General features: G+C 57.5%; 27 protein-coding genes and 2 tRNA genes. 23 read left to right on the top strand and 6 right to left on the bottom strand.

What is annotated here, in order from left to right:
- Nucleotide 1: 1 nt before the first annotated feature.
- A complete protein-coding gene (locus RZ517_RS10545) occupies nt 2-481 on the top strand; it encodes a GFA family protein (protein ID WP_338548203.1) in 480 nt (159 codons plus the stop codon).
- Nucleotides 482-564: 83 nt separating this feature from the next.
- Here RZ517_RS10545 and RZ517_RS10540 read toward each other — a convergent pair whose 3' ends face one another.
- Nucleotides 565-843 carry a hypothetical protein gene (locus RZ517_RS10540; protein ID WP_338548202.1) on the bottom strand — a complete coding sequence of 93 codons (279 nt, stop codon included), beginning with the start codon at nt 841-843 and terminating at the stop codon, nt 565-567.
- Nucleotides 844-846: 3 nt separating this feature from the next.
- Nucleotides 847-1,500 carry an alpha/beta hydrolase gene (locus RZ517_RS10535; protein ID WP_338548201.1) on the bottom strand — a complete coding sequence of 218 codons (654 nt, stop codon included), beginning with the start codon at nt 1,498-1,500 and terminating at the stop codon, nt 847-849.
- A 160-nt stretch (nt 1,501-1,660) separates the two neighbouring features.
- Between RZ517_RS10535 and RZ517_RS10530 the strand changes: the two genes are divergently transcribed.
- The 17 genes from RZ517_RS10530 (at nt 1,661) to RZ517_RS10450 (ending at nt 14,490) form a co-directional block, all read left to right on the top strand.
- Nucleotides 1,661-2,122 carry an Rrf2 family transcriptional regulator gene (locus RZ517_RS10530; RefSeq protein ID WP_338548200.1) on the top strand — a complete coding sequence of 154 codons (462 nt, stop codon included), beginning with the start codon at nt 1,661-1,663 and terminating at the stop codon, nt 2,120-2,122.
- Between the two features lie 46 nt (nt 2,123-2,168).
- Nucleotides 2,169-3,248, top strand: a complete 1,080-nt coding sequence (locus tag RZ517_RS10525; protein ID WP_338548199.1) for a cysteine desulfurase family protein — start codon at nt 2,169-2,171, stop codon at nt 3,246-3,248.
- 34 nt (nt 3,249-3,282) lie between these two features.
- Complete coding sequence (gene sufB / locus RZ517_RS10520) at nt 3,283-4,800, top strand: Fe-S cluster assembly protein SufB (protein WP_338548198.1); 1,518 nt, start codon at nt 3,283-3,285, stop codon at nt 4,798-4,800.
- 17 nt (nt 4,801-4,817) lie between these two features.
- A complete protein-coding gene (locus RZ517_RS10515; protein ID WP_338548197.1) occupies nt 4,818-5,096 on the top strand; it encodes a hypothetical protein in 279 nt (92 codons plus the stop codon).
- A 105-nt stretch (nt 5,097-5,201) separates the two neighbouring features.
- Nucleotides 5,202-5,729 carry a hypothetical protein gene (locus tag RZ517_RS10510; RefSeq protein WP_338548196.1) on the top strand — a complete coding sequence of 176 codons (528 nt, stop codon included), beginning with the start codon at nt 5,202-5,204 and terminating at the stop codon, nt 5,727-5,729.
- A gap of 18 nt (nt 5,730-5,747) precedes the next feature.
- Nucleotides 5,748-6,356 carry a hypothetical protein gene (locus RZ517_RS10505; protein WP_338548194.1) on the top strand — a complete coding sequence of 203 codons (609 nt, stop codon included), beginning with the start codon at nt 5,748-5,750 and terminating at the stop codon, nt 6,354-6,356.
- 37 nt (nt 6,357-6,393) lie between these two features.
- Nucleotides 6,394-7,149 carry a Fe-S cluster assembly ATPase SufC gene (gene sufC, locus RZ517_RS10500; RefSeq protein ID WP_338548192.1) on the top strand — a complete coding sequence of 252 codons (756 nt, stop codon included), beginning with the start codon at nt 6,394-6,396 and terminating at the stop codon, nt 7,147-7,149.
- Nucleotides 7,149-8,432, top strand: a complete 1,284-nt coding sequence (sufD, locus tag RZ517_RS10495; RefSeq protein WP_338548191.1) for a Fe-S cluster assembly protein SufD — start codon at nt 7,149-7,151, stop codon at nt 8,430-8,432. Before sufC ends, sufD begins: the two co-directional genes overlap by 1 nt.
- Entirely contained in the window at nt 8,432-8,917 is a 486-nt protein-coding gene (locus RZ517_RS10490; RefSeq protein ID WP_317054525.1) for a YIP1 family protein, read from the top strand. Before sufD ends, RZ517_RS10490 begins: the two co-directional genes overlap by 1 nt.
- Nucleotides 8,914-9,102 (top strand): hypothetical protein, encoded by a 189-nt coding sequence (locus RZ517_RS10485; RefSeq protein WP_338551215.1) that lies wholly within the window; start codon nt 8,914-8,916, stop codon nt 9,100-9,102. The genes RZ517_RS10490 and RZ517_RS10485 overlap by 4 nt, the downstream gene beginning before the upstream one ends.
- Nucleotides 9,012-9,563 (top strand): YIP1 family protein, encoded by a 552-nt coding sequence (locus RZ517_RS10480; RefSeq protein WP_338548190.1) that lies wholly within the window; start codon nt 9,012-9,014, stop codon nt 9,561-9,563. Before RZ517_RS10485 ends, RZ517_RS10480 begins: the two co-directional genes overlap by 91 nt.
- On the top strand, nt 9,556-10,776 hold the full coding sequence (locus RZ517_RS10475; protein WP_338548188.1) for a cysteine desulfurase: 1,221 nt from the start codon (nt 9,556-9,558) through the stop codon (nt 10,774-10,776). The genes RZ517_RS10480 and RZ517_RS10475 overlap by 8 nt, the downstream gene beginning before the upstream one ends.
- Before the next feature lie 49 nt (nt 10,777-10,825).
- Nucleotides 10,826-10,902: transfer RNA gene (locus tag RZ517_RS10470), tRNA-Arg, on the top strand.
- Between the two features lie 482 nt (nt 10,903-11,384).
- Nucleotides 11,385-11,963 carry a VPLPA-CTERM sorting domain-containing protein gene (locus RZ517_RS10465; protein WP_338548186.1) on the top strand — a complete coding sequence of 193 codons (579 nt, stop codon included), beginning with the start codon at nt 11,385-11,387 and terminating at the stop codon, nt 11,961-11,963.
- A 452-nt stretch (nt 11,964-12,415) separates the two neighbouring features.
- Nucleotides 12,416-12,489, top strand: a tRNA-Cys gene (locus RZ517_RS10460).
- A gap of 254 nt (nt 12,490-12,743) precedes the next feature.
- Complete coding sequence (locus RZ517_RS10455) at nt 12,744-13,199, top strand: type II toxin-antitoxin system RatA family toxin (protein WP_338548184.1); 456 nt, start codon at nt 12,744-12,746, stop codon at nt 13,197-13,199.
- Nucleotides 13,177-14,490 (top strand): MmgE/PrpD family protein, encoded by a 1,314-nt coding sequence (locus RZ517_RS10450; protein WP_338548182.1) that lies wholly within the window; start codon nt 13,177-13,179, stop codon nt 14,488-14,490. Before RZ517_RS10455 ends, RZ517_RS10450 begins: the two co-directional genes overlap by 23 nt.
- 3 nt (nt 14,491-14,493) lie before the next feature.
- Here the strand turns inward: RZ517_RS10450 and RZ517_RS10445 are convergent, their stop codons facing one another.
- The 4 genes from RZ517_RS10445 to RZ517_RS10430 form a co-directional block, all read right to left on the bottom strand.
- The gene (locus RZ517_RS10445) at nt 14,494-15,672 is read right to left on the bottom strand and encodes an ammonium transporter (protein ID WP_338548180.1); all 1,179 of its coding nucleotides are present in this window, start codon (nt 15,670-15,672) and stop codon (nt 14,494-14,496) included.
- 165 nt (nt 15,673-15,837) lie between these two features.
- The gene (locus RZ517_RS10440) at nt 15,838-16,308 is read right to left on the bottom strand and encodes a CinA family protein (RefSeq protein WP_338548178.1); all 471 of its coding nucleotides are present in this window, start codon (nt 16,306-16,308) and stop codon (nt 15,838-15,840) included.
- The gene (locus RZ517_RS10435; RefSeq protein WP_338548176.1) at nt 16,305-16,799 is read right to left on the bottom strand and encodes a phosphatidylglycerophosphatase A family protein; all 495 of its coding nucleotides are present in this window, start codon (nt 16,797-16,799) and stop codon (nt 16,305-16,307) included. The genes RZ517_RS10440 and RZ517_RS10435 overlap by 4 nt, the downstream gene beginning before the upstream one ends.
- On the bottom strand, nt 16,796-17,947 hold the full coding sequence (locus RZ517_RS10430; RefSeq protein WP_338548175.1) for a bifunctional 2-C-methyl-D-erythritol 4-phosphate cytidylyltransferase/2-C-methyl-D-erythritol 2,4-cyclodiphosphate synthase: 1,152 nt from the start codon (nt 17,945-17,947) through the stop codon (nt 16,796-16,798). Before RZ517_RS10430 ends, RZ517_RS10435 begins: the two co-directional genes overlap by 4 nt.
- Nucleotides 17,948-18,169: 222 nt before the next feature.
- On the opposite strand from RZ517_RS10430, the gene dusB reads away from it, so the two are divergent.
- The 5 genes from dusB (at nt 18,170) to RZ517_RS10405 (ending at nt 25,370) form a co-directional block, all read left to right on the top strand.
- Nucleotides 18,170-19,162 (top strand): tRNA dihydrouridine synthase DusB, encoded by a 993-nt coding sequence (gene dusB / locus RZ517_RS10425; RefSeq protein WP_338548174.1) that lies wholly within the window; start codon nt 18,170-18,172, stop codon nt 19,160-19,162.
- Complete coding sequence (locus RZ517_RS10420; RefSeq protein ID WP_338548172.1) at nt 19,159-20,235, top strand: two-component system sensor histidine kinase NtrB; 1,077 nt, start codon at nt 19,159-19,161, stop codon at nt 20,233-20,235. Before dusB ends, RZ517_RS10420 begins: the two co-directional genes overlap by 4 nt.
- Complete coding sequence (locus tag RZ517_RS10415) at nt 20,235-21,599, top strand: response regulator (protein ID WP_317054548.1); 1,365 nt, start codon at nt 20,235-20,237, stop codon at nt 21,597-21,599. Before RZ517_RS10420 ends, RZ517_RS10415 begins: the two co-directional genes overlap by 1 nt.
- Before the next feature lie 98 nt (nt 21,600-21,697).
- Nucleotides 21,698-23,956, top strand: a complete 2,259-nt coding sequence (locus RZ517_RS10410; protein WP_338548169.1) for a sensor histidine kinase NtrY-like — start codon at nt 21,698-21,700, stop codon at nt 23,954-23,956.
- A 7-nt stretch (nt 23,957-23,963) separates the two neighbouring features.
- Complete coding sequence (locus RZ517_RS10405; protein ID WP_338548168.1) at nt 23,964-25,370, top strand: sigma-54-dependent transcriptional regulator; 1,407 nt, start codon at nt 23,964-23,966, stop codon at nt 25,368-25,370.
- Nucleotides 25,371-25,375: the final 5 nt, after the last annotated feature.

The raw sequence follows: 25,375 nt of genomic DNA, 5'->3' as shown, positions 1-25,375 counted from the left end.
GATGACATCCAAAGAAACAGAAGGCTTCACCGGCGCATGTGGATGTGGGCAAGTGACGTATCGGATGTCATCGGCTCCGATGTTTGTGCATTGTTGTCATTGCGAAGAGTGTCAGAAACAAACGGGTTCTGCATATGTGCTTAACGCGATCATTGAAGCAGATCGCGTTTCCTGTAGAGGCGAAACGACAGAACACAGGCTTGCCACTCCCAGCGGCAAGGGCCAAATCATCACTCGATGCGGGGTCTGCGGCACAGCTGTCTTTAGCAGCTATCTCGTTAGACTAGGAAAGCTCACATACGTCCGCGTGGGAACGCTTGACAATCCAGACCTCTGTTCGCCAAACGCTCAGATATTTACAGCCAGCAAGCAGGCGTGGGTTCCGCTTAATAAGGACATCCCGATCTTTGAGAACTTTTATGAGTTCAAGGACGTTTGGCCGGAAGAGGCATATCGACGTCTAACCGCGATCTTTGGATAGTCTGGTTCTGATCTAAACGTCCGCTTTGTCCGCACAGCAGTCATCTGTTTCTGAAAAACGATACTTTGTGCGCTGATGCCGGCCTAGCCTGTGTCTTTCTTATCTTCCGCTACTTCGGTCTTCGCCGGAGCATTTGCGGCCTGTTTGGCCTGATACTTCTTTACCCGCTGTACCAATAGCTCTCGGGCTTTCTGGTTCGCGCGGCGGACGCGCAGAGCGGTTAGGAAGGCCTCTTCAGCCGATTGTGACGTGGCCCCCAGAACATTTACAATGTCGGTGATCACGCCATCATCGCCTGAGGTGTCGACATATTTGATGACCTTAAGCGCCAGATCATCCGCCAGATCTTCGGTCGTGCCCATGGCTTACCTCGTGGTCTCGGTCAGGCGGCGTTTGACATAGGTCGTCACCGTGTCGAGCATCGTGTCCATATGCGGCTCTTCAAAGAAGTGGCCTGAGCCGTCGATTTCAGTATGGGTGATGGTGATGCCCTGCTGTTCGTGCAATTTGCTCACGAGCGCATGGGTGTCCGCAGGCGGGGCAACCCGGTCATTGGTGCCGTTCAGGATGAGACCCGAAGACGGGCAGGGGGCCAGGAAGGAAAAGTCATACATATTGGCCGGTGGGGATACCGAGACGAAACCGGTGATCTCGGGCCTGCGCATCAAAAGCTGCATGCCGATCCAGGCGCCAAAGCTGAAACCTGCGACCCAGCAATGTTTGGAATTGTTGTTCATCGATTGCAGGTAGTCGAGCGCTGAGGCGGCATCAGAAAGCTCACCCACACCCTGATCATACTCGCCCTGGCTACGCCCCACGCCACGGAAATTGAACCGCAGAACGGTGAAGCCCATGTTGTGAAAGGCGTAGTGCAGGTTATAGACCACCTTGTTGTTCATCGTTCCGCCAAACTGCGGATGCGGATGCAGGATGATGGCAATCGGCGCGTCGCGCTCTTTTTGCGGGTGGTAGCGGCCTTCCAGTCGACCTTCGGGGCCAGGAAAAATGACCTCGGGCATTCATGTCCCCTTTTTACGCGTTGGTGCCGGGCAATTTCTTGACGTTCGCAGCCTAGCACTTTAGATTCATTCTAAACTATGGCCACAAGCATTGATTGCAGCAAAAAGCCAGATAAGGCCTGTCACAGTTAAGGTCAATCAATTCGCCGGGGGAAGAGACATGAAACTCAGCACTAAGGGCCGATATGCCATGGTCGCGCTGACCGATATTGCCCTTCAGGGACCCGAGACGCTGGTCACGCTGGGGGATATCTCCAAGCGTCAGGACATCTCTTTGCCCTATCTGGAGCAGCTTTTTGTGAAATTGCGCCGGGCCGAGCTTGTGACCAGCGTGCGCGGGCCCGGTGGCGGGTATCAGCTGGCGCGGTCCACGTCGGAAATTCGCGTGGTCGACATTCTGGCGGCGGTAGATGAAACCATTGATGCTTTGCACAAAGGGGCAGGGGCCTCGGGTGCGGCGAGTGGATCGCGCGCGCAATCCATGACCAACCGGCTGTGGGAAGGGTTGAGCGCGCATGTCTATGTGTTTCTGCACCAGACGCGGCTCAGTGATGTGGTGGAGAACTCATTGGCGCCTTGTCCGGCGGTGCCATCGCTCTTTTCCGTGGTGGACGAGGAATGAGGCACGGCGCGTTTTTGGGTATTTTTGACAAGAAAGATGCTGGGCTGTGAGCCGGGTCTATCTGGATTACAATGCCACGGCTCCGTTGCGGCCCGAGGCGCGCGACGCGATGGTCGCGGCGATGGATGTGGTGGGCAATCCGTCGAGCGTGCATGCCGAGGGGCGGGCCGCGAAGGGATTGGTGGAAAAAGCGCGGTCGCAGGTTGCGGCAGCGGTGGGGTGCAAGCCGCAAGAGGTTGTTTTCACGTCCGGGGCAACTGAGGCGGCACGGATTTTGGCCGCTCGGCCCAAGGGGTGCGATGTCATGGTACAGGACACAGCACATGATGCGCTTTGGTCTTATTTTGATCTGTCGAACGCGACTGAGTGCCCGCAGGGACCGGGCCATACCCTGGCCATGGGGTTGGCGAATTCGGAAACTGGCGTGATTACTCAAGTGGCAGAAAAAGTCGACGGCCAGTACGAGTACGGACAGTTGCGCGCTGATTGGCTTTTGCTGGACGTCACGCAAGCCATCGGGCGTATGCCTTTCGCCTTTTCCTGGAGCGGGGCGGATCTTGCCATTTGTTCTGCGCATAAACTGGGCGGACCGAAAGGTGTGGGCGCGCTGATCCTACGTGAAGGTGTGGATATCACCTCGCTCGCGCGCGGCGGCGGCCAGGAAATGGGCCGCCGGTCCGGCACCGAAAACGTCATTGGCATCGCCGGATTTGGCGCCGCCGCTGAAGCCGCCCAACGCGATCTCGAAGCGGGTGTCTGGGACCGAGTAAAAAAACTTAGAAAGATTCTAGAAAAGGCTATTGAGGAATCTTCATCACAGACTATTTTTGTCGGGAAAGATGCGGAGCGGCTGCCCAACACGTCCTGTTTCATCACGCCCGGCTGGAAGGGCGAGACGCAGGTGATGGCGATGGATCTGGCGGGATTTGCCATCTCGGCGGGTTCGGCCTGTTCCTCGGGCAAGGTGAAGTCCAGCCGGGTGTTGGCGGCGATGGGGTTTGACGAGGTCGAAGCGGCAAGTGCGATCCGGGTCTCTTTGGGGCCCCAGACGACAGAAGACGAGGTCCGCGCCTTTGCGGCGGCTTGGACCAGCGCATATGAGAAATTTCGCGCCCGCTCAGCCTGAGCCGGAGTGGCGGAGATGACAGAGGAGAAGCCCAATGGCGGCACTGGATGATGTGGTCAAAGACGGCGTAGACCAGGAGACGGTCGATGCGGTGAAAGACATCAGCACGTATAAATACGGCTGGAACACCGATATCGAGATGGAATATGCGCCCAAGGGCCTGACCCCGGATATCGTCAAGCTGATCTCTGAAAAGAACGGCGAGCCGGAGTGGATGACCGAATGGCGCATGGCGGCCTATGAACGCTGGCTGAAGCTGGAAGAACCCGACTGGGCGATGGTCGACTATCCCGAAATCGACTTTCAGGATCAGTATTACTATGCCCGCCCCAAAAGTATGGAAGAAAAGCCGAAGTCACTCGATGAGGTGGATCCCAAGCTTTTGGAGACCTACGAGAAACTTGGCATCCCGCTTAAGGAACAAATGATCCTGGCGGGTGTGGAAGGCGCAGAGGATGCGCCAGCCGAGGGGCGCAAAGTCGCCGTTGATGCGGTGTTTGATAGCGTTTCTGTCGGCACGACATTTCAGGCTGAGCTGAAAAAGGCAGGCGTGATTTTCTGCTCGATTTCCGAGGCGATCAAAGAGCATCCCGAACTGGTCAAGAAGTACCTCGGCTCGGTTGTACCGGTTTCAGACAATTTCTATGCCACGTTGAACTCGGCGGTCTTTTCAGATGGCTCATTTGTTTACGTGCCGCCCGGTGTGCGCTGTCCGATGGAATTGTCGACATACTTCCGGATCAACGCAGAAAACACCGGCCAGTTCGAGCGCACTTTGATCATCGCCGACAAAGGCTCTTACGTGTCCTATCTCGAAGGCTGCACCGCGCCGCAGCGTGATACGTCGCAATTGCACGCCGCTGTTGTTGAGATCGTCATCGAAGAAGATGCAGAGGTGAAATATTCTACCGTCCAGAACTGGTTCCCTGGGGACGAGAACGGCAAGGGTGGTATTTACAACTTCGTGACCAAACGCGCCGATTGCCGGGGCGACAGGTCCAAGGTGATGTGGACGCAGGTGGAAACCGGCTCTGCCGTGACGTGGAAATACCCGTCCTGCATCCTGCGCGGCAATGACAGCCAGGGCGAGTTCTACTCCATCGCGATCACCAACAACTATCAACAGGCCGATACTGGCACGAAGATGGTACATCTGGGCAAGAACACCAAAAGCCGCATCGTGTCCAAGGGCATCAGCGCGGGGCACGCACAGAACACCTATCGCGGGTTGGTCAGCATGCATCCCAAGGCCAAGGACAGCCGCAACTACACACAGTGTGATAGCCTGCTCATTGGCGACAAATGCGGGGCGCATACGGTGCCTTACATCGAGGTGAAGAACAATTCCTCGCGAGTAGAGCATGAGGCGACGACATCCAAGGTGGATGACGATCAGCTGTTCTATTGCCGCCAGCGCGGTATGGACGAAGAAGAGGCTGTGGCGCTTGTGGTGAACGGGTTCTGCAAGGATGTGCTTCAGGCGCTGCCGATGGAATTTGCCATGGAAGCGCAGCAATTGGTGGCCATCTCACTGGAAGGGTCGGTGGGGTAATCCCACAGGGCACGCGCATGACCGTCTCCCCCGAAGCCCCCCAAGAGCGCAAGATCAAGCGCCCCGTTGTCTCGGACGAGGACGGCACGCGTGAGGGTGGACTGGTGTTTCCGATTGTCTTCATCATGGGATTTGTTCTGGCCTCGATGGCGCATCCAGCGGCGCTGGCGTCTTTCTGGATCTGGTTCGTCCTTTTGATGCTGTCTTCGGCTTTTGCGGTGGCCACAAAGAATGTGGTGGCACGTCTCAACGGATTTGAAGGTGACGCAGACGACGACGTGAAGGGGCCGCTATGACCTTTCACATCGCACCAAACCTGCAAATTCCCGTTCAATTTGTGCCATATTTGTGCCCAACCGGCTTGGTAACGAACGCGTTATCGAAGCAGTGGGAGCGCAAAAATGAGCGACTCGCAACAGGAAGCCTTTCAGGCGCGTCTGGCCCGGATCGGAGGGGCGCCAAAGCCCGTGACACCCGGACCAGTCGAGAATATCGTCCCGCAATCCGAAAAGCGGACACGCAATTTTGTAGTGTCCGAAGACACGCTCAGAGGGCGGCTGGCCTATCCGCTGTCCTTTGTCTGGGCCATGCTTCTGGGCATCCTGTCGGTCTTTATGGCCCGGTTCGCCACGGCGCATCTCGTCGGCTCTGCCGAGGGGGCGGACGACATGATGCTTTACATGATGGATATCGGCGTTGCAGCGATTTGCGCCTTTGCCATTGGCGTGGCCATCAGATCCACGGACCCCAAGATCATGACAACACGGATGATTGGTGTATTTCTGGCCGTGTCGACCATGCACAACCTCATCTGGATTTTTCCGGAACCCTTTGTTTGGATTTATGGCGAGGACTGGGTCGAAGCGCTGTTGATCCGCTCAGAGCCGAGCAGCATCTTCTTCCGTGGAGAATACATTCTCATCGAATAAACCGATTGGGTTTGCGCCATGGCTGACGTGGCGCAAACCCATATCACCCGGCCAGAGCTAACCCTGCCCGAAGCAGAGGCAGCTGTCCTTTGCGCGGCATATGCGCAGGCGGATGTGATCTTGGAATATGGCTCTGGCGGCTCGACGGTCATGGCGGCCGAGATGCCGGGCAAGCGTATCTTCTCGGTGGAAAGTGATCGCGACTGGGCCGAGATGATGCGCCAGTGGTTTGATGAAAACCCCGTGGCCAAGGGAAGCTCGGTTGACGTCATCTGGACTGACATTGGTCCAACCAAGGAATGGGGCTACCCCACCGATCCGGCAAAATATCAAAGCTACGCGCGCTATCCTCTGGCCGTTTGGGACGCGCCAAAGTTCGAGCAGCCTGATGTGGTTTTGGTGGATGGCCGATTTCGCACCGGCTGTGCGATGGCCACGGCGTTGCGCACGAAAAAGCCCGTGACGTTGTTCATCGACGATTACGCACGGCGCAAACAGTATCACCGGGTCGAGGCTTTTATCGGCACGCCCAAAATGACCGGACGCATGGCAGAGTTTGATGTCGCCCCACTGACGTTGGCGCCGGAGCACTATCTCGATCTGATTGAAATGATGACGCGGCCCTGAGCGGCGCGTCAAAACGAACATAAATGAGGACATGACCATGCTGGAAATCAAAGGCTTGAAAGTCGATCTTGAGGAAGAAGAAAAGTCCATCCTGAAAGGGGTCGACCTGACGGTTGAGGCGGGCAAGGTGCACGCGATTATGGGGCCAAACGGTTCTGGCAAGTCCACGCTGAGCTATGTTCTGTCCGGCAAGGACGGATATGAGGTCACCGGCGGTGGCGCCACGCTGGAAGGTGCGGATGTGCTGGAGATGGAACCGGAAGAGCGCGCGGCGGCGGGCCTCTTCCTGGCATTCCAATATCCGGTGGAAATCCCAGGCGTGGGCAACATGACCTTCCTGCGCACGGCGCTCAACGCGCAGCGCAAGGCGCGCGGTGAAGAGGAAATGAGTGCCACGGATTTCCTAAAAATGGTGCGCGAGAAGGCCAAGACGCTGAAAATTGACGCCGACATGCTCAAGCGCCCCGTCAATGTGGGGTTCTCAGGGGGCGAGAAAAAGCGCAATGAAATTCTCCAAATGGCAGTTCTTGAACCCAAGATGTGCATTCTGGATGAAACCGACTCTGGTCTTGATGTGGACGCGATGAAACTGGTGGCCCAGGGCGTCAATGCGCTGCGCGACCAGGGCCGGGGATTCCTCGTGATCACCCACTACCAGCGCCTGCTCGATCACATCAAACCCGATGTCGTGCATATCATGGCTGATGGGCGCATCGTGAAAACCGGTGGGCCTGATCTTGCGCTTGAAGTTGAAAACAACGGCTATGCCGACATTCTGGCAGAGGTGGCATAATGGCACTTGATGACCGCAGGCATTCTGCGACAGAAGGTCGTTTGGCCACAATGACGGTTCCCGATGTGGGCTGTACCGCTGAGGCGCGTCAGGCTGCTCTTGCCCGGCTGCGCAGCATGGGTCTGCCGCAGGGTCGGGATGAATACTGGAAATTCACCAAACCTGACACGCTGGTGCAACCGGATGCGCCAAAAGCGGCTCTCTTTGTAGACGACGAAACCCCGCTTTTCGACAACGTGGACCGGCTCAAAATCGTCTTCGTGGATGGGGTCTATAGCCCAGAGCTGTCAGATCCGTTCGAACTAGAGGGGGTGCAGGTCGACCGGCTGGAAGACGTATGCTGCACCGATGATCACTGGGCGGAGGATCTGTATGGGGTCCTTGAGGCACGCGGTCAAACACCCGTCGCGCGCCCGCTGGCTGCACTGAACACCGCTTATGCCGGCGATGGCGTAACAATCCGGGTCACTGGTCAACCGTCAAAGCCGATCAACCTGATCTACACGCATAGATCAGAGACATCTGACGTGTTCCTGCATCATGTTGTGCGGGTGGAAAGTGGCGCTGCGGCGACGATCCTTGAAACCGGTCCGGCGGCGGCACGGTTCAACAAATGCATGGAGATCGAGATCGCCGATGGCGGCGCGCTTCACCACATCCGGGCACAAGGGCGCGACCATGAGCGTCGGGCCGTCACACATATGTTTGCGCGGCTGGGCGAGGAAAGCACGTTCAAGTCCTTCACTTTGACGGCCAACGGCGTTCTGACCCGCAATGAATGCGTTGTGGAACTGACAGGCGACAATGCCGTGGCGCATGTGGCGGGTGCCTGTGTCGGGGATGGTGATTTTCACCATGATGACACAGTGTTCATCACTCATGACGCGGTGAACTGCGAAAGCCGTCAGGTGTTCAAGAAGGTTCTGCGCAACGGCGCCACGGGTGTTTTTCAGGGCAAAATCCTGGTTCAGCCCGGCGCGCAGAAAACCGATGGCTACCAAATCAGCCAATCTCTGCTTTTGGACGGCGACAGTGAGTTTCTCGCCAAGCCTGAACTTGAAATCTACGCCGATGACGTGGCTTGTTCCCATGGCTCGACCTCTGGCGCAATTGACGAGGAAGCCCTGTTTTACCTCCGCGCGCGCGGCGTTCCACACAGCATCGCGACCGATCTTTTGACACTGGCCTTTTTGGCGGAGGCCGTGGAAGAGATCGAGAACGAAGACTTGCGTGAAGACATTAATGCAAGGCTCGAAGCCTGGCTGGAGCGGCGGCGCGACTAATGCCAGTGACGACTGACATCGTCGCGACCTACCGAGGTCCGCGCACGGTTTTCCGGCGTCTCTTGGATATGGGCGAAAACGAAGGCCGTGCGCTTGCCATTCTGATGGCAGGCTGCGCGGTCTTTTTCGTGGCCCAGTGGCCAGCCTTGTCCAGAGAGGCGCATCTTACTGATCAGGAGCTCAATCCACTATTGGGCGGGTCGCTCATGGCCTGGATTTTCATTGCGCCTCTGATCTTCTACGCGATTGCCTTTGTGAGCCAATTTGTGCTGCGCGCCATGGGCGGGGCCGTCACGGGCTTTGCCACACGTCTTGCGCTCTTCTGGGCCTTTCTGGCAGCAAGCCCGCTCAAGCTCTTGCATGGGCTGGTTGCAGGCTTTATCGGCCCGGGTCAGGCGCTGACCATTGTCGGGGCCATTTGGCTGGCCGTGTTCTTGTGGTTTTGGGTGTCAAACCTGCGCGAAGCCGGGTGGGGGGCGAAGTGAATTCTGAGACGTTTAAACCACTCTTTGCGCTGACGCTACAGAACCCGCGTGCAGCCGCTGAACGCGTGATTGCGCTTGGGTTGCCCGCGTCCGTGTGGTGGATGCTGTTATCGCTTACTGTTGTGTTGTCGTCGCTCTATATGGTGGGGCGCTTCTTGGCGGCACCTTTGCCCCCGCGCTCTTAGAAGAACTGTCCAGAACGCCAAATGGTCAGCAAACCCTCCTTTTGTACTCTTTGTTCACAGACAGCCCGTTCTTTACGACAGTGATGCTGTTCGGTTTCACCGTGCTGATGGTGCATGTGTTGTGTTGGGTGGGGCGAGCTTTGGGCGGGCAGGGCAGCCTTCTGGACATCCTCAGCGTCTTCACCCTGTTACAAGTCATGACCTTGTTGCTGTCATTTGGTCTGTTCCTCATCAGCCTGATTGTGCCCGCTCTCGCGGCGCTGGGCTCACTTGTGTTTCTGGCCTGGACGCTTTGGGCCGTAACAAGCTTTCTTGACGCGGCGCACGGGTTCAACAATCCCCTCAAGGCGTTTGGTGTTCTCGTCGTGTCGTTCATTGCGGTTCTTTTTGGGGCTTCAATCGCTATGGGTGTTCTGGGCGGACTATTCCTCGGCATAACCGGAGGGGCTGGAAATGTATGATGTAAATGAAATCCGCAAAGACTTTCCGATCCTCTCACGAGAGGTCAATGGCAAGCCGCTGGTCTATCTCGACAATGGCGCAAGTGCACAAAAGCCGCAGGTCGTGATTGACGCCATCACGCGGGCCTACGCCCAGGAATACGCCAATGTGCACCGTGGCCTGCATTACCTTAGCAACCTCGCAACCGAGAAGTACGAAGCCGTGCGCGGCATCATCGCGCGGTTTCTTGGCGTGGCGGATGAGGATCAGATCATCCTCAACTCCGGCACGACCGAGGGTATCAACATGGTCGCCTATGGCTGGGCCATGCCGCGCATGGAAGCCGGGGACGAGATCGTGCTGTCCGTTATGGAACACCACGCCAATATCGTGCCCTGGCATTTCCTGCGCGAACGGCAGGGTGTGGCGCTCAAATGGGTGGATGTGGACAGCACCGGCGCGCTCGACCCGCAGGCAGTGATCGATGCGATTGGCCCCAAAACAAAACTGGTGGCGATCACGCAGCTGTCAAATGTGCTGGGCACGCAGGTTGATATCAAAACCATCACCGACGCCGCCCACGCCAAGGGCGTGCCAGTGCTGGTCGACGGTTCTCAGGGTGCTGTGCACGGGCCTGTGAACCTCGATGATCTGGGTTGTGATTTCTATGCGATCACCGGTCACAAGCTCTATGGTCCCTCGGGGTCCGGCGCGATCTTCGTGCACAAGGACCGCCTCTCTGAGATGCGTCCCTTCATGGGCGGCGGCGATATGATCCGTGAAGTTCATAAGGATGAGATCACCTATGCCGACCCCCCGATGAAATTTGAGGCGGGCACACCGGGCATCGTGCAAACCATAGGACTGGGCGTTGCGCTGGAATACATGATGGGTCTGGGGATGGACAACATCGCCGCTCATGAAAACCGTCTGCGCGACTATGCCATGGCGCAGCTCAAAGGGTTAAACTGGTTGCAGCTTCAAGGCACAACCCCTGACAAGGCTGCGATTTTTTCCTTTACGCTCGATGGCGCGGCGCACGCGCATGACATCTCGACCATCCTTGACAAGAAAGGTGTCGCTGTGCGCGCCGGACACCATTGCGCCGGGCCGTTGATGGATCACCTCGGGGTCACCGCCACATGCCGCGCTTCCTTTGGCCTCTACAACACCGAGGCCGAGGTCGACGTGCTGGTCGAGGCGCTTGAACTGGCGCATGAGCTTTTTGCCTGAAATTGCAGATTGAAAGGCCGCGGCACGACAGCTATAGAGCCTCTCACGCGGACCCATAGCTCAGCTGGATAGAGCGCTGCCCTCCGAAGGCAGAGGCCAGAGGTTCGAATCCTCTTGGGTCCGCCATTTTTATAAATAAAAACAAAGACTTAATGGTGTTTAACCCTTTGTCAGGGGGTAAAAACTGTCCATTCCTTACAAAAGAATCTGCTTTCGCTGAACCGGCGTTTAGCGGTCTACCGAGGCTCGAAAAGGGGCTCACAGCGCTCAGCGGCTGTTTTAAACCCGAATAGCTGCGCGTTGTACGAGACGCGAATAACACAGATGCGGACAATTCGATTCAACAAATTGAAGCAAAGAAACTTAGGCTGGCTGGACTTGAACTGCAGTCCAAACAAGTTAAGCGAATATAACCGAGAAGTCGTACAAGTTATTGATAAAGATAGTAACTTTCCATGGCGGAGTTATGAGAGATTATCCCCCGACCCTTAGCAAGGTGCTAAACTCGTTGACTCGAGTTAACATTGCCGTGCATCTTTAAGCTGTTAGTACAAAGCTGTTAAGTCTACAGCTGTAGTTTACTACGTTGACCAATAGGGGGGTAACCAATGAACTTAATTAAAGAAACAGTTAAGCTCGCGTCGGCGGGTTTGACAGCGGTGTTGATAACTGCAAGCACTGCTGGAGCGATTACTGTGGCCAATTTTTCGGCAGAGTTCGACGACGCCGATGATTTACTTAGGTTGTCAGGAGACATTACGAGCACGTTTAGCACATTCAACGAGATTGTTTTTGATTGGGACGGCAGCTTGAATAATTTCGACTTTTCCGTCGCATCACTGCTAAGCAGTAATATTGGCGGAACCTTGAGCGCTCCGGCTGGCGGCGTTTCAGGAGGAGCATTTGGAGTATCAGGAATTGTTGGACAGCCACTTTCGGCTCCCTTGAGCTTTGACTTTCTGGTTTCGATTGTTGGGGCAGGTGCCAACTTTTTGAGCGAGCAAGTTGATGTTGGCGTGTGTGACGATTGTACGCCGGGTTTTATTGGAGGTGAAGTAGCTAACGATGTTGGTACTCCGAAGAGAGCTGACTTGAGTGCTCCTGCTCCTGTGCCGCTTCCTGCTGCTGCTTGGATGCTGATAGCTGCTCTTGGAAGCCTATTTGCCATACGCAAGCGAGCGGGTTAGAATCTCAAGAGCATAAACAAATAAACTTGGGCCGCCTGAATGGGCGGCCTTTTGACTTTAGGGAGTTTGATGAAGCTTCTTCGATGACCGCTTAGGGCTGGTAGCGGTAACTGCCCCAAGCTTAGCGACCGCCTGCTACGTTCGTGTACGGTCAGACTGTCTCGAAGCGTCGTTCTTGAAAGCCTTACAAAATAAGGACTTACAATGGCTAACCCACCTAAAAGGTTAGCCACAATTATAAGCCAAAACACTGTTTATAAATGATTAAAGCACCCAAGATGCTAATCCTCTTGGGTCCGCCAGTTTAAGTCTGCCACCGCCCCCGGCTATTTAAGTGCGAATAGGGTCCGAACTTTACCCGAACCATTCCACCGGAGTTTCCTGTGTCCGGCACCCAATGATTTTGGCTTGTGCTCGGGCTGGCATATGCTAGGTAGACGCGGTCACTAAGAGGCGAGTTGGCGGAGTGGTTACGCAGCGGATTGCAAATCCGTGTACACCGGTTCGATTCCGGTACTCGCCTCCAGACCCAATCATTGAGCAGCCCAAGAACCAAATCATGTTTCGGCATGGGTATTTTTCAAAGCATTGTGCCCGATTGGAGGGGTGAGCCCTTGCTCAACTGTGTCAGTAGCGGCGCATCGGCGGCCAGGCCGCTGGGTTGGCCTTGCTCGATCCCATGACAAATGCGCGCGTCGGCTTCGGTTTGACTTGCTTTTTCGAGCCCGGTCGCAGACACAGCTGTGTACTGCATAGACACTGACGAACTCACCAAGCCGAATGCCATCCCACGCCGAGACCCGCCATTTGTCCTACAGCGCTGAGCAAATGTATACGCTTGTGGCTGATGTCGAGTCCTATCCAAAGTTTCTACCGTGGACGGCCGCGGCTCGGGTGCGAAAAGTCACGCCGCAGGAGGATGGCACCGACGTGATGGAAGCCGATCTGGTGATCAGCTTTAAGGTGTTCCGCGAGCGATTTGGAAGCCGAGTGGCGCTGAACAAAGCACAGCACCATATTGCCACCGAATACCTCGATGGGCCGTTTCAGCATATGCTGTCGAACTGGGCCTTCAGGGATCTGGACGAAGGTGGCTGCGAGGTCAAATTCGATGTGGATTTCGCCTTTCGCAACAAGCTTTTGCAGTCCGCCGCAGAGCTCTTTTTCTTTGAGGCGATGAAGCGGATCGTCCGGGCTTTTGAGGCGCGCGCGGATGAACTCTATGGCAATGGCTGAGCTGTCTGAAACCCTGTCGGACTTTGCGATCAGCACGCGTTTTGATGATGACGCTTTGGAGATTATGCGGCTTTCAATGCTTGATTGGGCCGCAGTGGCCATCGCCGGGCAGAACGAACCGGTGGCGCAAATCCTGCGTGATCAAGCACAGGAGGAGGGCGGTGCACCAGAGGCGGGACTGGTTGGTACGGCGCTTCGCGTACCTGCGCGCATGGCGGCGATGGTGAACGGCACGATCAGTCACGCGCTGGATTATGACGATACGCATTTTGCCCATATCGGGCATCCTTCGGTGGCTGTGGTTCCGGCGGCTTTGGCCACTGCAGAGCGTGTTGGTGCCAGCGGGGACGATGTGCAGCAAGCCGCACTGGTCGGTGTTGAAGCCTCGATCCGAGTGGGTGTTTGGCTGGGGCGAGGTCACTACCAGACGGGTTTTCACCAGACTGCAACGGCAGGGGCCTTTGGGGCAACCCTGGGTGCCGGTCGGTTGCTGGGGCTGGATGCAGCTCAGATGCGGTCTGCGCTTGGCCTTGTGGCCACGCGTACTTCTGGTCTGAAGTCGCAATTCGGGACGATGGGCAAGCCCTTCAACGCAGGTCTGGCCGCGTCCAACGGCGTCGAAGCCGCAGTTTTGACGGCAAAGGGCTTTGTCTCCAACCCTTCCGCGCTGGAAGCGGCTCAAGGCTTTGGTCCAACGCATCACGGGGCAGGGGACCTGACCGCGCTCAATGGGCTGGGACAAGAGTGGCTCTTTCCCACAGTCCAGCACAAGTTTCATGCCTGCTGCCATGGATTGCACGCCACGCTGGAAGCTTTGGCAGAGTGCGATGCGCCGCCCGATGCTATCGCCAAGGTGCAGATCAGCACTCATCCGCGCTGGATGACCGTGTGCAACATCGCTCAGCCAACCACCGGCCTGAAGGCCAAGTTCAGCTATGCGCAGGTCGTTGCGATGCGCCTCTTGGGGTATGACACAGCCCGGCTGGACAGCTTCACCGATGCCTTGACCCAGGATCCGGCTGTCATCGCTATGCGCCAAAAGGTTGAGGTTGTGGAGGACAACGCTCTGTCAGAAATGCAGGCACGTGTTGATGTCACACTGAGAACTGGCGATGTCGTCACACTGTCCCACGACCTCGATACACCTGTGCCGCTTGAAGCGCGCACCAATCGGATCAAGACCAAAGCGACGTCATTGTTGGGGGCGAGCCGTGCCGAAGCACTTTGGGACCTCATCGACACAAAAGCGCCGCCACGAGACTTCGCAGCGGCGCTTGTTGATCCAGCCTGAATGCTAGCTTGTCAGATCATAGGCGCGCTCGCCGTGGACTGAGAGGTCCAGGCCATTGGTTTCGGTCTCTTCATCCACCCGCAGCGGCGTGACCAAACCCACAACCTTGATCAGCACGAATGTCACCACAATGGTGAACAGCCCCACAATCGCCAGGCTACCTAGCTGTGCCGCCCAGGAGCCTGCACCGAAACCTGCAATCATGATCGTGCCAAAGATACCACCCACGCCGTGCACGGCAAACACATCCAGCGTGTCGTCGATGTTCAGCTTTTCCCGAATGAGGGTCACGGCTTCCTGACACAGGATACCTGCGACACCACCAATGATCAGGGCCTCCACAGGGCCAACAAAGCCCGAGGCGGGTGTGATGGACGCCAGACCGGCAATGGTGCCTGTGACCATGCCCACGAGGGAGGATTTGCCAAACTTGATGCGCTCCCACAACACCCATGTGAGAGACGCCGCTGCCGCCGAGATATGTGTGACTGTCAGGGCCATAGCCGCGCCACCGTCGGCCGCCAGCTGGCTTCCGCCATTAAAGCCGAACCAGCCAACCCAAAGCATTGCCGCGCCGACCATAACCATGCCGGGATTGTGCGGCGGGGTTGTGCGGTTCTTGCGTGGTCCGAGCACCACCGCCAGCACCAGAGCGGCCAAACCAGCGGTTTCATGCACGACAATGCCACCTGCGAAATCCTTGACACCGGTCTCGCCAAAGATGCCGCCATCCGAGAGCATCCCGCCACCCCAGATCCAATGCGCGACAGGGGCGTAGCAGATCAGGAGCCACAAGGCCGAGAAGAGCAGGACAAAACCAAAGCCGATCCGTTCAACATACGCACCAACGATCAGCGCAGGCGTAATGATGGCGAAGGTCATCTGAAAAGCAAAGAACAGCACCTCGGGCAAGGTGCCCGATAGCGTGTCAGCGGTCACGCCGCTGAGAAACATCTTACCCAAGCCACCCCAATAGGCATTGCCGTCGCCAAAGGCGATGGAATACCCGGCGATGAACCAGACGATGCTCATCAAACAGGCAATCGCATAGCATTGCATAAACACGCTCAGCACATTGCGCGCCCGCACCAGCCCACCGTAAAACAGCGCCAGCCCGGGCAATGTCATAAAGAGCACAAGGGCCGTGGCCACGATGATCCACGCTGTGTCCGCTCCGTTCATAGTCTTCATCCTTCCTGGGATTCTTGGTGTTGGAGGGGCTTGAAGCGCATTGCGTGTGCGGAAAAAAGTGGCAGGCGGTTCATTGACCGCTGTGAAACTGGGCAATTTATGAATTGCCTGTTTTTTGAGCGCTAAATGAAGGATGCGCCTTAAATTTGCGCTTAGTTAGGACAGCGCCTGGTACAGCAGCCTCAGAGCGTGGTCTCGCGCTGCCGCACGTACTTTGGCACGGCCCTGCGCACCGAACTCGACTGTTTCGACATGTGTCGCCCGGCCAGACATCGCAACGGCAAAGCACACGCGGCCTTCTGGTTTGTGCTCAGAGCCGCCGGGCCCCGCAATGCCGGTGATGGACACAGCCAGGTCCGCAGCCGCGTTTTTTACTGCGCCTTCGGACATTTCGATAGCCACGGGCTCTGACACGGCACCATGCGCTTCTAACGTGCCGAGCGAAACGCCCAACATATCAATTTTCGCTTGGTTTGAATAAGTTACAAAGCCACGTTCAAGCACATCTGACGATCCAGCTATATCTGTCAGCGCCGCCGCAACCATGCCGCCGGTGCAGGATTCCGCGGTGGCGATCATGATGCCTTGCGCGCGTGCTGCGTCGAGCACCTGTTCGGCCAGACTCATGACGCCCCTCCATGCGTCGCCCACGCCAGGGCGAGCACACCAATGGCCGCGAACACCCCGGCAATCACATCATCCAGCATCACCCCAAGCGCGTCGTTGCGACGGTCAGCCCAGCCAATGGGGCCAAGCTTGGTGATGTCAAAAAACCGGAAGAGAATGAATGCGGCGATCCAGCCCGGCCAAAGTGCTGTGATCGCAGCACCTGCATGTGTCGCGCCGATGGACAAGGGCAGTATAGCAATCCATTGCCCGACCACTTCGTCAATCACGATCTCGGACGGGTCGTGATCCTCTTTTCCTTTTGTTTCCAATGCGGTGGCCCACCATCCTAAAGCAAATGCAAGAAGGGTTGCCGCCACCAACAGCACCGGCCCACCCAGAACATGAAGAAGCCAACCGCCAGGTAAAGCCGCAAAAGACCCCCAGGTGCCCGAGGCCGGGCGCAGATGCCCGACGCAAAAAGCCGTCGCAATCAGATGGCTCCACCTCATGGCGACATCACGGTGACAACGGCCTGTGCGGCAATGCCTTCTTCGCGCCCGGTGAAGCCAAGCCGTTCAGAGGTCGTGGCCTTGACTGACACTCGGCCTACATCAAGTTCCATGATTTCGGCAAGCCGCGTGATCATGGCTGGGGCTTGGGGGCCAATTTTGGGCTGCTCGCAAATCAGCGTCAGATCGACATTGGTGATGCGAAAGCCTTTTTCCGCTGCCAGATCGACCGCATGACGCAGGAAAATATGGCTTTCAGCGCCTTTCCATTGCGGATCAGAGGGCGGAAAATGCCGCCCGATATCGCCTTCGGCCAGAGCGCCGTAGAGCGCATCTGTCACCGTATGCAGTGCCACATCTGCATCGGAATGCCCCTGCAACCCGCGATCATGCGGGATATCGACGCCGCAGAGCATCACGTGATCACCGGGACCAAAGCGATGTACGTCAAAGCCGGTGCCGGTTCGGATATCCAAGGGCGTTTGCACGGTTGGTCCTCGCAAAATTTGTTCCGCGCGGGCGAAATCATCTGGTGTCGTGATCTTCAGGTTGGTTTCCGCGCCGGGCACGATCCTGACATTGATGCCTGCCGCGCGTGCCACTTCGACGTCATCGGCGGCTCCGGTATCTGCGGCGCGATGGGCCGCAAGGATTGGCTCAAAAGGAAAGGCTTGGGGTGTCTGCGCGCGATAGAGACCTTCGCGCGACCTGGCCCCGTCGACAAGGTCTGCGTCCCCCTGCCAAAGCGCGTCCGTGACCGGCAGGGCGAGGGCGGCTCCGGCGCCATCGGGATTGTCCAGCGCAGCGATGACCGACCGGATCAATTCAGGCGTGATGCAACATCGCGCGGCATCATGGATAAGCACGTGTTTCACGTCGCTATCCACAAGGCTTTCCAGGCCATTCAGAACCGACCCGGCGCGCGTTTTGCCCCCGGCAACCAGATTGAGTTTTGCGCTGCTTTCAACCTGATCCATGTCCTTGGGATGCAGCACCATCTGAATGCGCGATATCTCGTCCACTTTCGCGAAAGCGTCCAACGTCCAGTCAATCACCCGGCGGCCTGCCAGAATCTGCCATTGTTTGGGGCTGTCCCCACCAGCTCGCGCGCCGCGCCCAGCGGCAACAATGATCGCTGCAATCGTCATGAAGGTTGATTACGCCGCAAGAAACCTTGGCGCAATAGCAAGACCGCGCAGATAGGCACCTCTGTCCGCCTACAGCACACCCTGGGCAATGTGTCCCGTTTCGGCAGATTTGCTTATTTTTTAGGCAATATCAATTTTGCGCTAATTATTTGGGCGCGTGCTCGTTGATACTCAACTGACCACCCCCTAGGGTTTCGGCCTGTGAACAAGGTTTAGGCACATATGCTGCGTCTCAATGATACAACTCTGACTCCGCCTGTTTTGCTGGCTCCGCTGGCCGGGATCACTGATCTGCCATTTCGCAATCTGGTGTCGTCCTTTGGTGCCGGACTGGTGGTCAGTGAAATGATCGCAAGTCAAGAGATGGTGCAGGCCAAACCGGGCGTGCGGGAAAAGGCGGAGCTTGGGTTTGACCGGGCCAACACCGCCGTGCAGCTGGCCGGGCGCGATCCGTATTGGATTTCCGAGGCGGCCAGGCTGGTGCAGGACAACGGCGCGCAGATCATCGACATCAACATGGGGTGTCCTGCTAAAAAAGTGACAAGCGCCAGCGGCGCGGGGGCTTGCGGGTCGGCGTTGCTGAAAGACCTTGATCTGGCGCTGTCGCTCATCGAGGCCGTTGTTGCGGCGGTGGAGGTGCCTGTGACGCTCAAAACCAGGCTGGGCTGGGATGATGCGCTTCTCAACGCAGCTCAGCTTGCCCAACGCGCAGAAGCGGCAGGTATTCAGATGATCACCATTCATGGCCGCACCCGATGTCAGTTCTACAAAGGCGCGGCAAACTGGGCGGCTATTCGGGTGGTGAAAGACGCCGTGAACATCCCGGTTGTGGCCAATGGCGATATTGTCGGCAGTGCAACCGCGCGTACGGCCCTTGAGCAGTCCGGCGCGGATGGCGTGATGATTGGCCGTGGCGCGCAAGGGCGCCCCTGGCTTTTGGCGCAGATCGCGGCAGATCTTTTTGGCACACAAGCCCCAAACATCCCCAAGGGTGCAGCGTTCATTGATCTTGTCCGGTCCCATTACGAAGACATGCTGGCGTTTTATGGCACGACACTGGGCGTGCGCGTCGCGCGCAAACATCTTGGGTGGTACATGGACTATGCGGGCACCAGCCAAGCGGTGCGCCGCCAAATCCTGACCAGCCGTGCGCCGGAAGAGGTGATCGCCCTGTTGCCCGAGGCGCTGTCTGCTGATCGAATGGTGGCGGCATGACCGAGGTTGATAGTCGTATCTGGGCCGCTTTGCCGGTGCCTGCGCTCATCCTTGATGAGACAGACCGCATCGTCGATATCAACCCAGCCGCCGAGGGGTTTCTGATGACCTCGTCGAAGGCCATCAAGGGCCAGCCCGTGTGGGACAGGTTGGCCGTGGACGCCCCCATCGAGGAGGCGCTGGAACGCGCAAGAGCCAAGAATGCACCGCTCTTTGTCAATGATGTTGATGTCGGCACGGGGGATCGCGCGCCGCTTCAATGCAATCTGCAAATCGCACCTCTGGCGTCGGATACGAGCGAGATGATCCTGCTGATTTCGCCCCGTGAGCTGGCAGGCCGGGTAACGCAGAGCCAATCGGTCAAATCCGCTGCCAAATCCGCCATCGGCATGGCCGAAATGCTTGCGCATGAAATCAAGAACCCGCTGGCTGGCATCACCGGTGCGGCGCAGCTTTTGTCGATGAACCTCAGCCAGGAAGATCTGGAACTGACCGACCTCATCGTCAGCGAAGCCCGCCGCATCGTGGCGCTGCTGGAGCAGGTGGAACAATTCGGTAATGTCAGCGCGCCGCAGCTTGGACCAGTTAATCTGCATGATGTGCTGGACCGCGCGCGCCGCTCTGCTCTGGTGGGTTTTGCCGCCAACATGACCATTCTGGAAGATTACGACCCCTCGTTGCCCATGGCGCAGGGGGATTCCGATCAATTGTTGCAGGTGATCCAGAACCTTCTCAAGAACGCCACGGAAGCGGCGGGTCAGGCGGGCGGCACCATCACCTTGCACAGCTACTATGAACAGTCCCTGCGCGTCCGGCGTGGCGGGGGCAGTGGAAAGTCTCTGCCGCTGCAGATTGAGGTGATCGACGATGGACCCGGCCTTCCGCCGGACATCTGCAACGATCTCTTTGAACCCTTCGTATCGGGCCGTGAAAATGGCACCGGGCTTGGCCTCGCGTTGGCGGCCAAGATCATTTCCGATCACGACGGGTGGATCTCAGTCAGCTCGGTGCCCGGGCGCACTGTATTTCGCATTTCTCTGCCACGAGCAGAACCCCAAACGGAGGATACCTGATGGATGGCACTGTCCTGGTCGCAGATGATGACCGCACGATCCGCACCGTCTTGACCCAAGCCCTCACACGCGCGGGATGCCGCGTGCATGCCACGTCGTCGCTGACCACGCTGATGCGATGGGTGGATGAAGGCAAGGGCGATGCGGTGATCACCGACGTGATGATGCCGGACGGCAATGGGCTTGAGATGCTGCCGAAGATCGCACAGGACCGTCCGGGCCTGCCGGTGATTGTAATCTCGGCGCAAAACACCATCATGACCGCCATTCAGGCCGAAGAGGCGGCGGCGTTTGATTATCTGCCCAAACCTTTCGATTTGCCGGACCTGATGAAGCGCACGGCACGGGCGCTGGAGGCCAATGGAACCCGCGTGCGCGGCGATGGGCCGGGGGATGACCGGCCCGATGACTTGCCTCTGGTGGGCCGTACAGCGGCGATGCAGGGGCTCTACCGGGTTGTGGCTCGGTTGATGAACACGGAGCTTCCGGTGTTGATTACAGGGGAATCCGGTACGGGCAAGACACTTATTGCTCGGGCGATCCATGACTTCTCGGATCGGCGCACCTTGCCCTTTGTGACCGTCATGCCCTCTGATCTGGCCGATCTGGAAGGGCCCAGCCGGGTGATGGCCCGCGCCAAGGGCGGCACAATTGTGCTGGATGGTGTGGGTGATCTGGACATGGATGCCCAGGCGCGTGTTGTGCGCATGATGGACGCGCCGGGGGATCATCTGCCACGATTCATGGCCACGAGTTTGGGGCGCCTTGCGGATCGTCTTGAGGCCGGTGCGCTGCGGGAAGATCTGTATTACCGCCTGAGCGGTGCTGTGGTCGAGGTGCCCAGCCTGCGCGCCCGTGTGGATGACATACCGCTTCTGGCGATGCATTTCCTGACGCGTGCTGAACGTGATGGCCAACCGGCGCGGAAACTCTCGGAAGACGCGATGGAACTGATGCGCGCCTATAGCTGGCCGGGCAATGTGCGGCAGTTGGAGAATGCGGTGCAGCGTCTCGGGCTGACGGCTCGCGCGGATGAGATCAGCCGCAGTGAGGTGGAAACCGTGCTCGGCAACCAGCCCGAGGCCGCTCCGATCATGGGGCGTGGGGCAGGGGATAACCTGTCGGAATCCATTGGGCGTCACTTGCGGCGGTACTTCGACCTGCACGGCAATGTGCTTCCGCCACCCGGTCTCTACGGGCGAATCTTGCGCGAAATGGAAATGCCGCTGATTGAAATTGCCCTCGATGCGACGGGTGGAAATCAGGCCAAATGCGCCGATCTGCTTGGCATTAACCGCAATACATTGCGTAAGAAAATCACCGATCTCGATATTCACGTGACACGCCGCCGCAAGTTGATGTAAAAGTGCAACATCACTGTGGCCGATCGGGGGCACCCCGCGGTTTTATTCTATATGTGGCCGAGCAGTAACTAAGCGCCACAATCTGATGGGGGCTGTGCGTGGCATTAGAGACACGCAGATTGTCTTGGGATCACATCGGCCGACTGCGTCGGCTGCAAAAGGTTCGCACGGTTGCGACCTTTGGTTTGGTGGTTTTGGGGCCTATACTGGCGCTGGTGACCTATCTTGTAATGGGTCCACTGGATCAGGGGTCATCTTCCAACATTCTGCGCCTCGTTCTGCTGGCCGATCTTGTCTATGTGATCATGGTTGCCGCACTTGTCCTGCAACGGGTGGCCCAAATGATCGCCGCGCGCCGCAGACGGTCCGCAGGTTCGCAACTTCATCTGCGCCTGACGGGTGTCTTCGCGCTGATGGCGCTCTTGCCGACGATCACTGTGGCCGTTTTTGCCACTCTTTCGGTGAATATGGGGCTGGAAGCGTGGTTTTCGGATCGTGTGGGCGGCGTGGTCGACAATTCAGTTGCGGCAGCACAAGCCTACGAGGATGAGCACCGCCGCGACCTTGAGACAGATGCGCGTGCTCTGGCGTCGCTCATCGTGGCCACGAAACGTGCGGCCTTGTTCATTGACGATGGCGACATCCGGCAGGTGCTGTCGCGCGGACAGCGCGAAATTCAGCGCGGGTTGCGGGAGGCCTTTGTCATTGACGGTCTGGGGGAAATTCGCGCGCGCGGCGAACGGTCGTATCTTTTTGATTATGAACAACCCGACCGAGAACAGATCGAGCAGGCCATTGAAGATGGTATTCTGGTTATTCAGGATTGGGACAACAACGAGTTTCGCGCCCTCATGCCGCTGGAGGACATTCCGGACCGCTATCTCTATGTCAGCCGCAATGTGGATGGCGATATCCTGAGCCTACTGGATGACACCAAGGAAACCGCGCGATTCTACCAGCAACGTGAAAATGAACGGGATCGCGTGCTCTTTGAGTTTGGCCTGTTGTATCTCGGGTTTGCGGTTATCCTGATCCTGGCCGCTGTGTGGCTGGGCATGTGGTTCGCTGAACGTCTGTCACGCCCTGTGGGCCGCCTCACGGGCGCGGCGCAGCGCGTTGGGGAGGGTGACCTGGACGTGCAAGTCCGCGAAGAGGCGGGCAGCGACGAGATTGGTCAGCTGTCGACCTATTTCAACCAGATGACTCGCCAGCTCAAACAACAGCGCGAAACACTTCTGGCCAACACCGAACAGATCGAGCGCCGTCGCAGGCTTTTTGACTCGGTTCTGGGATCGGTTTCTTCGGGGGTTGTGGGCCTTGATACAAAAGGGCGCGTGGCCTTTGTAAACCGCGCGGCAGAACGGCTATTGGACTGGACAGAAGATCAGCAATCTCTTGCACTATCCGTGGCGGTGCCTGAGTTTTTTGACCTTTTCGAAAAACTGAAATCCTCAAATACCGGCTTTGTGCAGGAAGAAATCAAGGTCAGCCGTGGCAAGCGCATGGAGAACCTTCTTGTGCGCATGTCCACACGACGCAACGAGGATGGGCGGCGCGAGGGCTATGTGGTCGCCTTTGATGATGTGACCGACCTTGTCACAGCCCAGCGCATGGCCGCCTGGGGTGACGTGGCGCGGCGGATCGCGCATGAGATCAAGAACCCGCTGACGCCTATTCAGCTCTCAGCCGAGCGCATCAAACGTAAATTCACCCGTGTGCTTGAGGAGGATCAGGCCAGTGATCTGGAGCAGCTGACCGATGTGGTGATCCGGCAAACCAATGATCTGCGCCGGATTGTGGACGAGTTTTCCAAATTCGCCCGCATGCCCGAGCCGGAGACCAAGACAGAGAGCATTTCAAAGCTCCTGCGAGAAGCCGTGCTTTTGCAGGAAAGCGGTCAGCCTGATGTGACCTTCGAAACGAACTTCGATGACGATGATCTCTGGGCCGAGATTGACGCAACAATGATCAATCAGGCACTGACAAACCTGATCAAGAACGCCGGAGAAGCCATTGAAAGCCTTTATGAAAAAGAAGGTAAGGATGGTCACACGGCGATGATCCGTGTGTCGAGTGCCATTGAGGGCGGCACGGCGGTCATTCGGATTGCCGACAATGGCATCGGCTTGCCAGAAGACCGTTCGCGCCTCTTTGAGCCGTATGTGACAACGCGCGAAAAGGGCACGGGTCTGGGCCTGCCCATTGTGAAGAAAATTATCGAAGAACACGGCGGTACGCTGACCCTTGAGGATGCGCTGCCGTTCACACCTGATGCGCGGATCGGGGCGATGGCAGTTATCCATTTGCCCCTGTCCGAGCATTCCGAAACCCAAGTAGACGAAAAACAAGCGGTATGAGGTTGATATGAGCGATATTCTGATTGTGGACGACGAGCGCGACATCCGCGAACTCATCTCCGATATTCTGAAAGATGAAGGGTTTACCACGCGATTGGCTGGAAATTCGGACGAAGCCATGGCTGCCGTGGCCGAAGAACGACCCGGGCTGATGATCCTCGACATCTGGCTGAAAGACAGCAACATGGATGGAATCGACATCCTGAAATGCATCAAGCGCGACTACCCGGAAGTGCCGGTGGTGATCATCTCGGGGCACGGCAATATCGAGATTGCCGTCGCCGCGATCAAACAAGGCGCGTATGATTTCATTGAAAAGCCCTTCAACATTGATCAGCTGATGGTCGTGATCCGGCGTAGCATGGAAACCAGCCGTCTGCGTCGTGAGAACCTTGCGCTCAAACAGCAAAGCAGCGGACCGGCCGAAATGCTGGGCGAGAGCCCCGCGTTCCGGACGTTGATCAGCCAACTCGACAAGGTGACCAAGTCCAATGGGCGCGTGATGCTGACAGGTCCCGCGGGCAGTGGAAAGGAACTGGCTGCGCGTTATATCCATGCCAATTCAAATCGTGCCGACGGGCCGTTTGTTTGCGTGGGATGCGCTTCGATTGAACCGGACCGCATGGAGGAAGTGCTTTTTGGACGCGAAAGCGAAGAAGGGGGCACAGCGCCTGGCCTTTTGGAAGAGGCCAATGGCGGTGTGATCTATTTTGACGAAGTGGCGGATATGCCATTGGGAACTCAGTCAAAAATCCTGCGTGTTCTGGTGGATCAAACATTCCTGAGGGTTGGGGGCAGCGACAAGGTGCAGGTGGATTTGCGGGTGATTTCCTCAACCAACCGCAATCTTGAGGCCGAGATTGAGGCGGACCGGTTCCGCCGCGAGCTTTATCATCGTCTCAATGTGGTGCCGATTGACGTGCCAAGTCTGGAAGATCGGCGCGAGGATGTGCCGGACCTGGCGGCCTACTTCATCGAAGCGCTGAGCCGCGAGCAGGGCCTGCCACTTCGGGAGTTAAGCAGCGAGGCCTCGGCGCTTTTGCAAACCATGAGCTGGCCGGGCAACATTCGCCAGCTGCGCAACGTAGTGGAGCGCATTTTGATCCTTGGTGAAGCCACGGGTGACATTGAGGCGCGAGAAATCCCTGGTGAAAGCGAAGGTCCGGCGGAGGATGGGCGCGTGGTTTTGTCAGGTACCATCGCCACCTTACCGTTGCGCGAGGCGCGTGAGGCCTTTGAGCGTGAATACCTTATGACACAAATCAGCCGTTTTGGCGGCAATATCAGCCGCACGGCGGAATTCGTCGGGATGGAACGCAGCGCGTTGCACCGTAAACTGAAGTCGCTGGGTGTGGTCACAGGAGCCAAAGGGGCTAAGCAAACTGAAGAAGAGCCTGAGCCTGCAGAGCCTTAAGCCGA

This window comes from Roseovarius sp. S88 (genome assembly GCF_037023735.1).
GTDB lineage: Bacteria > Pseudomonadota > Alphaproteobacteria > Rhodobacterales > Rhodobacteraceae > Roseovarius > Roseovarius phycicola.
This window is presented reverse-complemented; position numbering and strand designations above follow the sequence as displayed.

Bases quoted from the DNA above. Each gene is read 5' to 3' on its own strand.
- RZ517_RS10490 (WP_317054525.1), top strand. From the start codon at position 8,432: ATGCCAGTGACGACTGACATCGTCGCGACCTACCGAGGTCCGCGCACG.
- RZ517_RS10440 (WP_338548178.1), bottom strand. From the start codon at position 16,308: ATGAGTCTGGCCGAACAGGTGCTCGACGCAGCACGCGCGCAAGGCATC.
- RZ517_RS10420 (WP_338548172.1), top strand. From the start codon at position 19,159: ATGACCGAGGTTGATAGTCGTATCTGGGCCGCTTTGCCGGTGCCTGCG.
- RZ517_RS10465 (WP_338548186.1), top strand. From the start codon at position 11,385: ATGAACTTAATTAAAGAAACAGTTAAGCTCGCGTCGGCGGGTTTGACA.
- sufD (WP_338548191.1), top strand. From the start codon at position 7,149: ATGGCACTTGATGACCGCAGGCATTCTGCGACAGAAGGTCGTTTGGCC.
- RZ517_RS10450 (WP_338548182.1), top strand. From the start codon at position 13,177: ATGAACTCTATGGCAATGGCTGAGCTGTCTGAAACCCTGTCGGACTTT.
- RZ517_RS10445 (WP_338548180.1), bottom strand. From the start codon at position 15,672: ATGAACGGAGCGGACACAGCGTGGATCATCGTGGCCACGGCCCTTGTG.
- RZ517_RS10530 (WP_338548200.1), top strand. From the start codon at position 1,661: ATGAAACTCAGCACTAAGGGCCGATATGCCATGGTCGCGCTGACCGAT.
- RZ517_RS10545 (WP_338548203.1), top strand. From the start codon at position 2: ATGACATCCAAAGAAACAGAAGGCTTCACCGGCGCATGTGGATGTGGG.
- RZ517_RS10505 (WP_338548194.1), top strand. From the start codon at position 5,748: ATGGCTGACGTGGCGCAAACCCATATCACCCGGCCAGAGCTAACCCTG.
- RZ517_RS10435 (WP_338548176.1), bottom strand. From the start codon at position 16,799: ATGAGGTGGAGCCATCTGATTGCGACGGCTTTTTGCGTCGGGCATCTG.
- RZ517_RS10430 (WP_338548175.1), bottom strand. From the start codon at position 17,947: ATGACGATTGCAGCGATCATTGTTGCCGCTGGGCGCGGCGCGCGAGCT.
- RZ517_RS10455 (WP_338548184.1), top strand. From the start codon at position 12,744: ATGCCATCCCACGCCGAGACCCGCCATTTGTCCTACAGCGCTGAGCAA.
- sufB (WP_338548198.1), top strand. From the start codon at position 3,283: ATGGCGGCACTGGATGATGTGGTCAAAGACGGCGTAGACCAGGAGACG.
- RZ517_RS10415 (WP_317054548.1), top strand. From the start codon at position 20,235: ATGGATGGCACTGTCCTGGTCGCAGATGATGACCGCACGATCCGCACC.
- RZ517_RS10475 (WP_338548188.1), top strand. From the start codon at position 9,556: ATGTATGATGTAAATGAAATCCGCAAAGACTTTCCGATCCTCTCACGA.
- RZ517_RS10510 (WP_338548196.1), top strand. From the start codon at position 5,202: ATGAGCGACTCGCAACAGGAAGCCTTTCAGGCGCGTCTGGCCCGGATC.
- RZ517_RS10535 (WP_338548201.1), bottom strand. From the start codon at position 1,500: ATGCCCGAGGTCATTTTTCCTGGCCCCGAAGGTCGACTGGAAGGCCGC.
- RZ517_RS10540 (WP_338548202.1), bottom strand. From the start codon at position 843: ATGGGCACGACCGAAGATCTGGCGGATGATCTGGCGCTTAAGGTCATC.
- dusB (WP_338548174.1), top strand. From the start codon at position 18,170: ATGCTGCGTCTCAATGATACAACTCTGACTCCGCCTGTTTTGCTGGCT.
- sufC (WP_338548192.1), top strand. From the start codon at position 6,394: ATGCTGGAAATCAAAGGCTTGAAAGTCGATCTTGAGGAAGAAGAAAAG.
- RZ517_RS10515 (WP_338548197.1), top strand. From the start codon at position 4,818: ATGACCGTCTCCCCCGAAGCCCCCCAAGAGCGCAAGATCAAGCGCCCC.
- RZ517_RS10405 (WP_338548168.1), top strand. From the start codon at position 23,964: ATGAGCGATATTCTGATTGTGGACGACGAGCGCGACATCCGCGAACTC.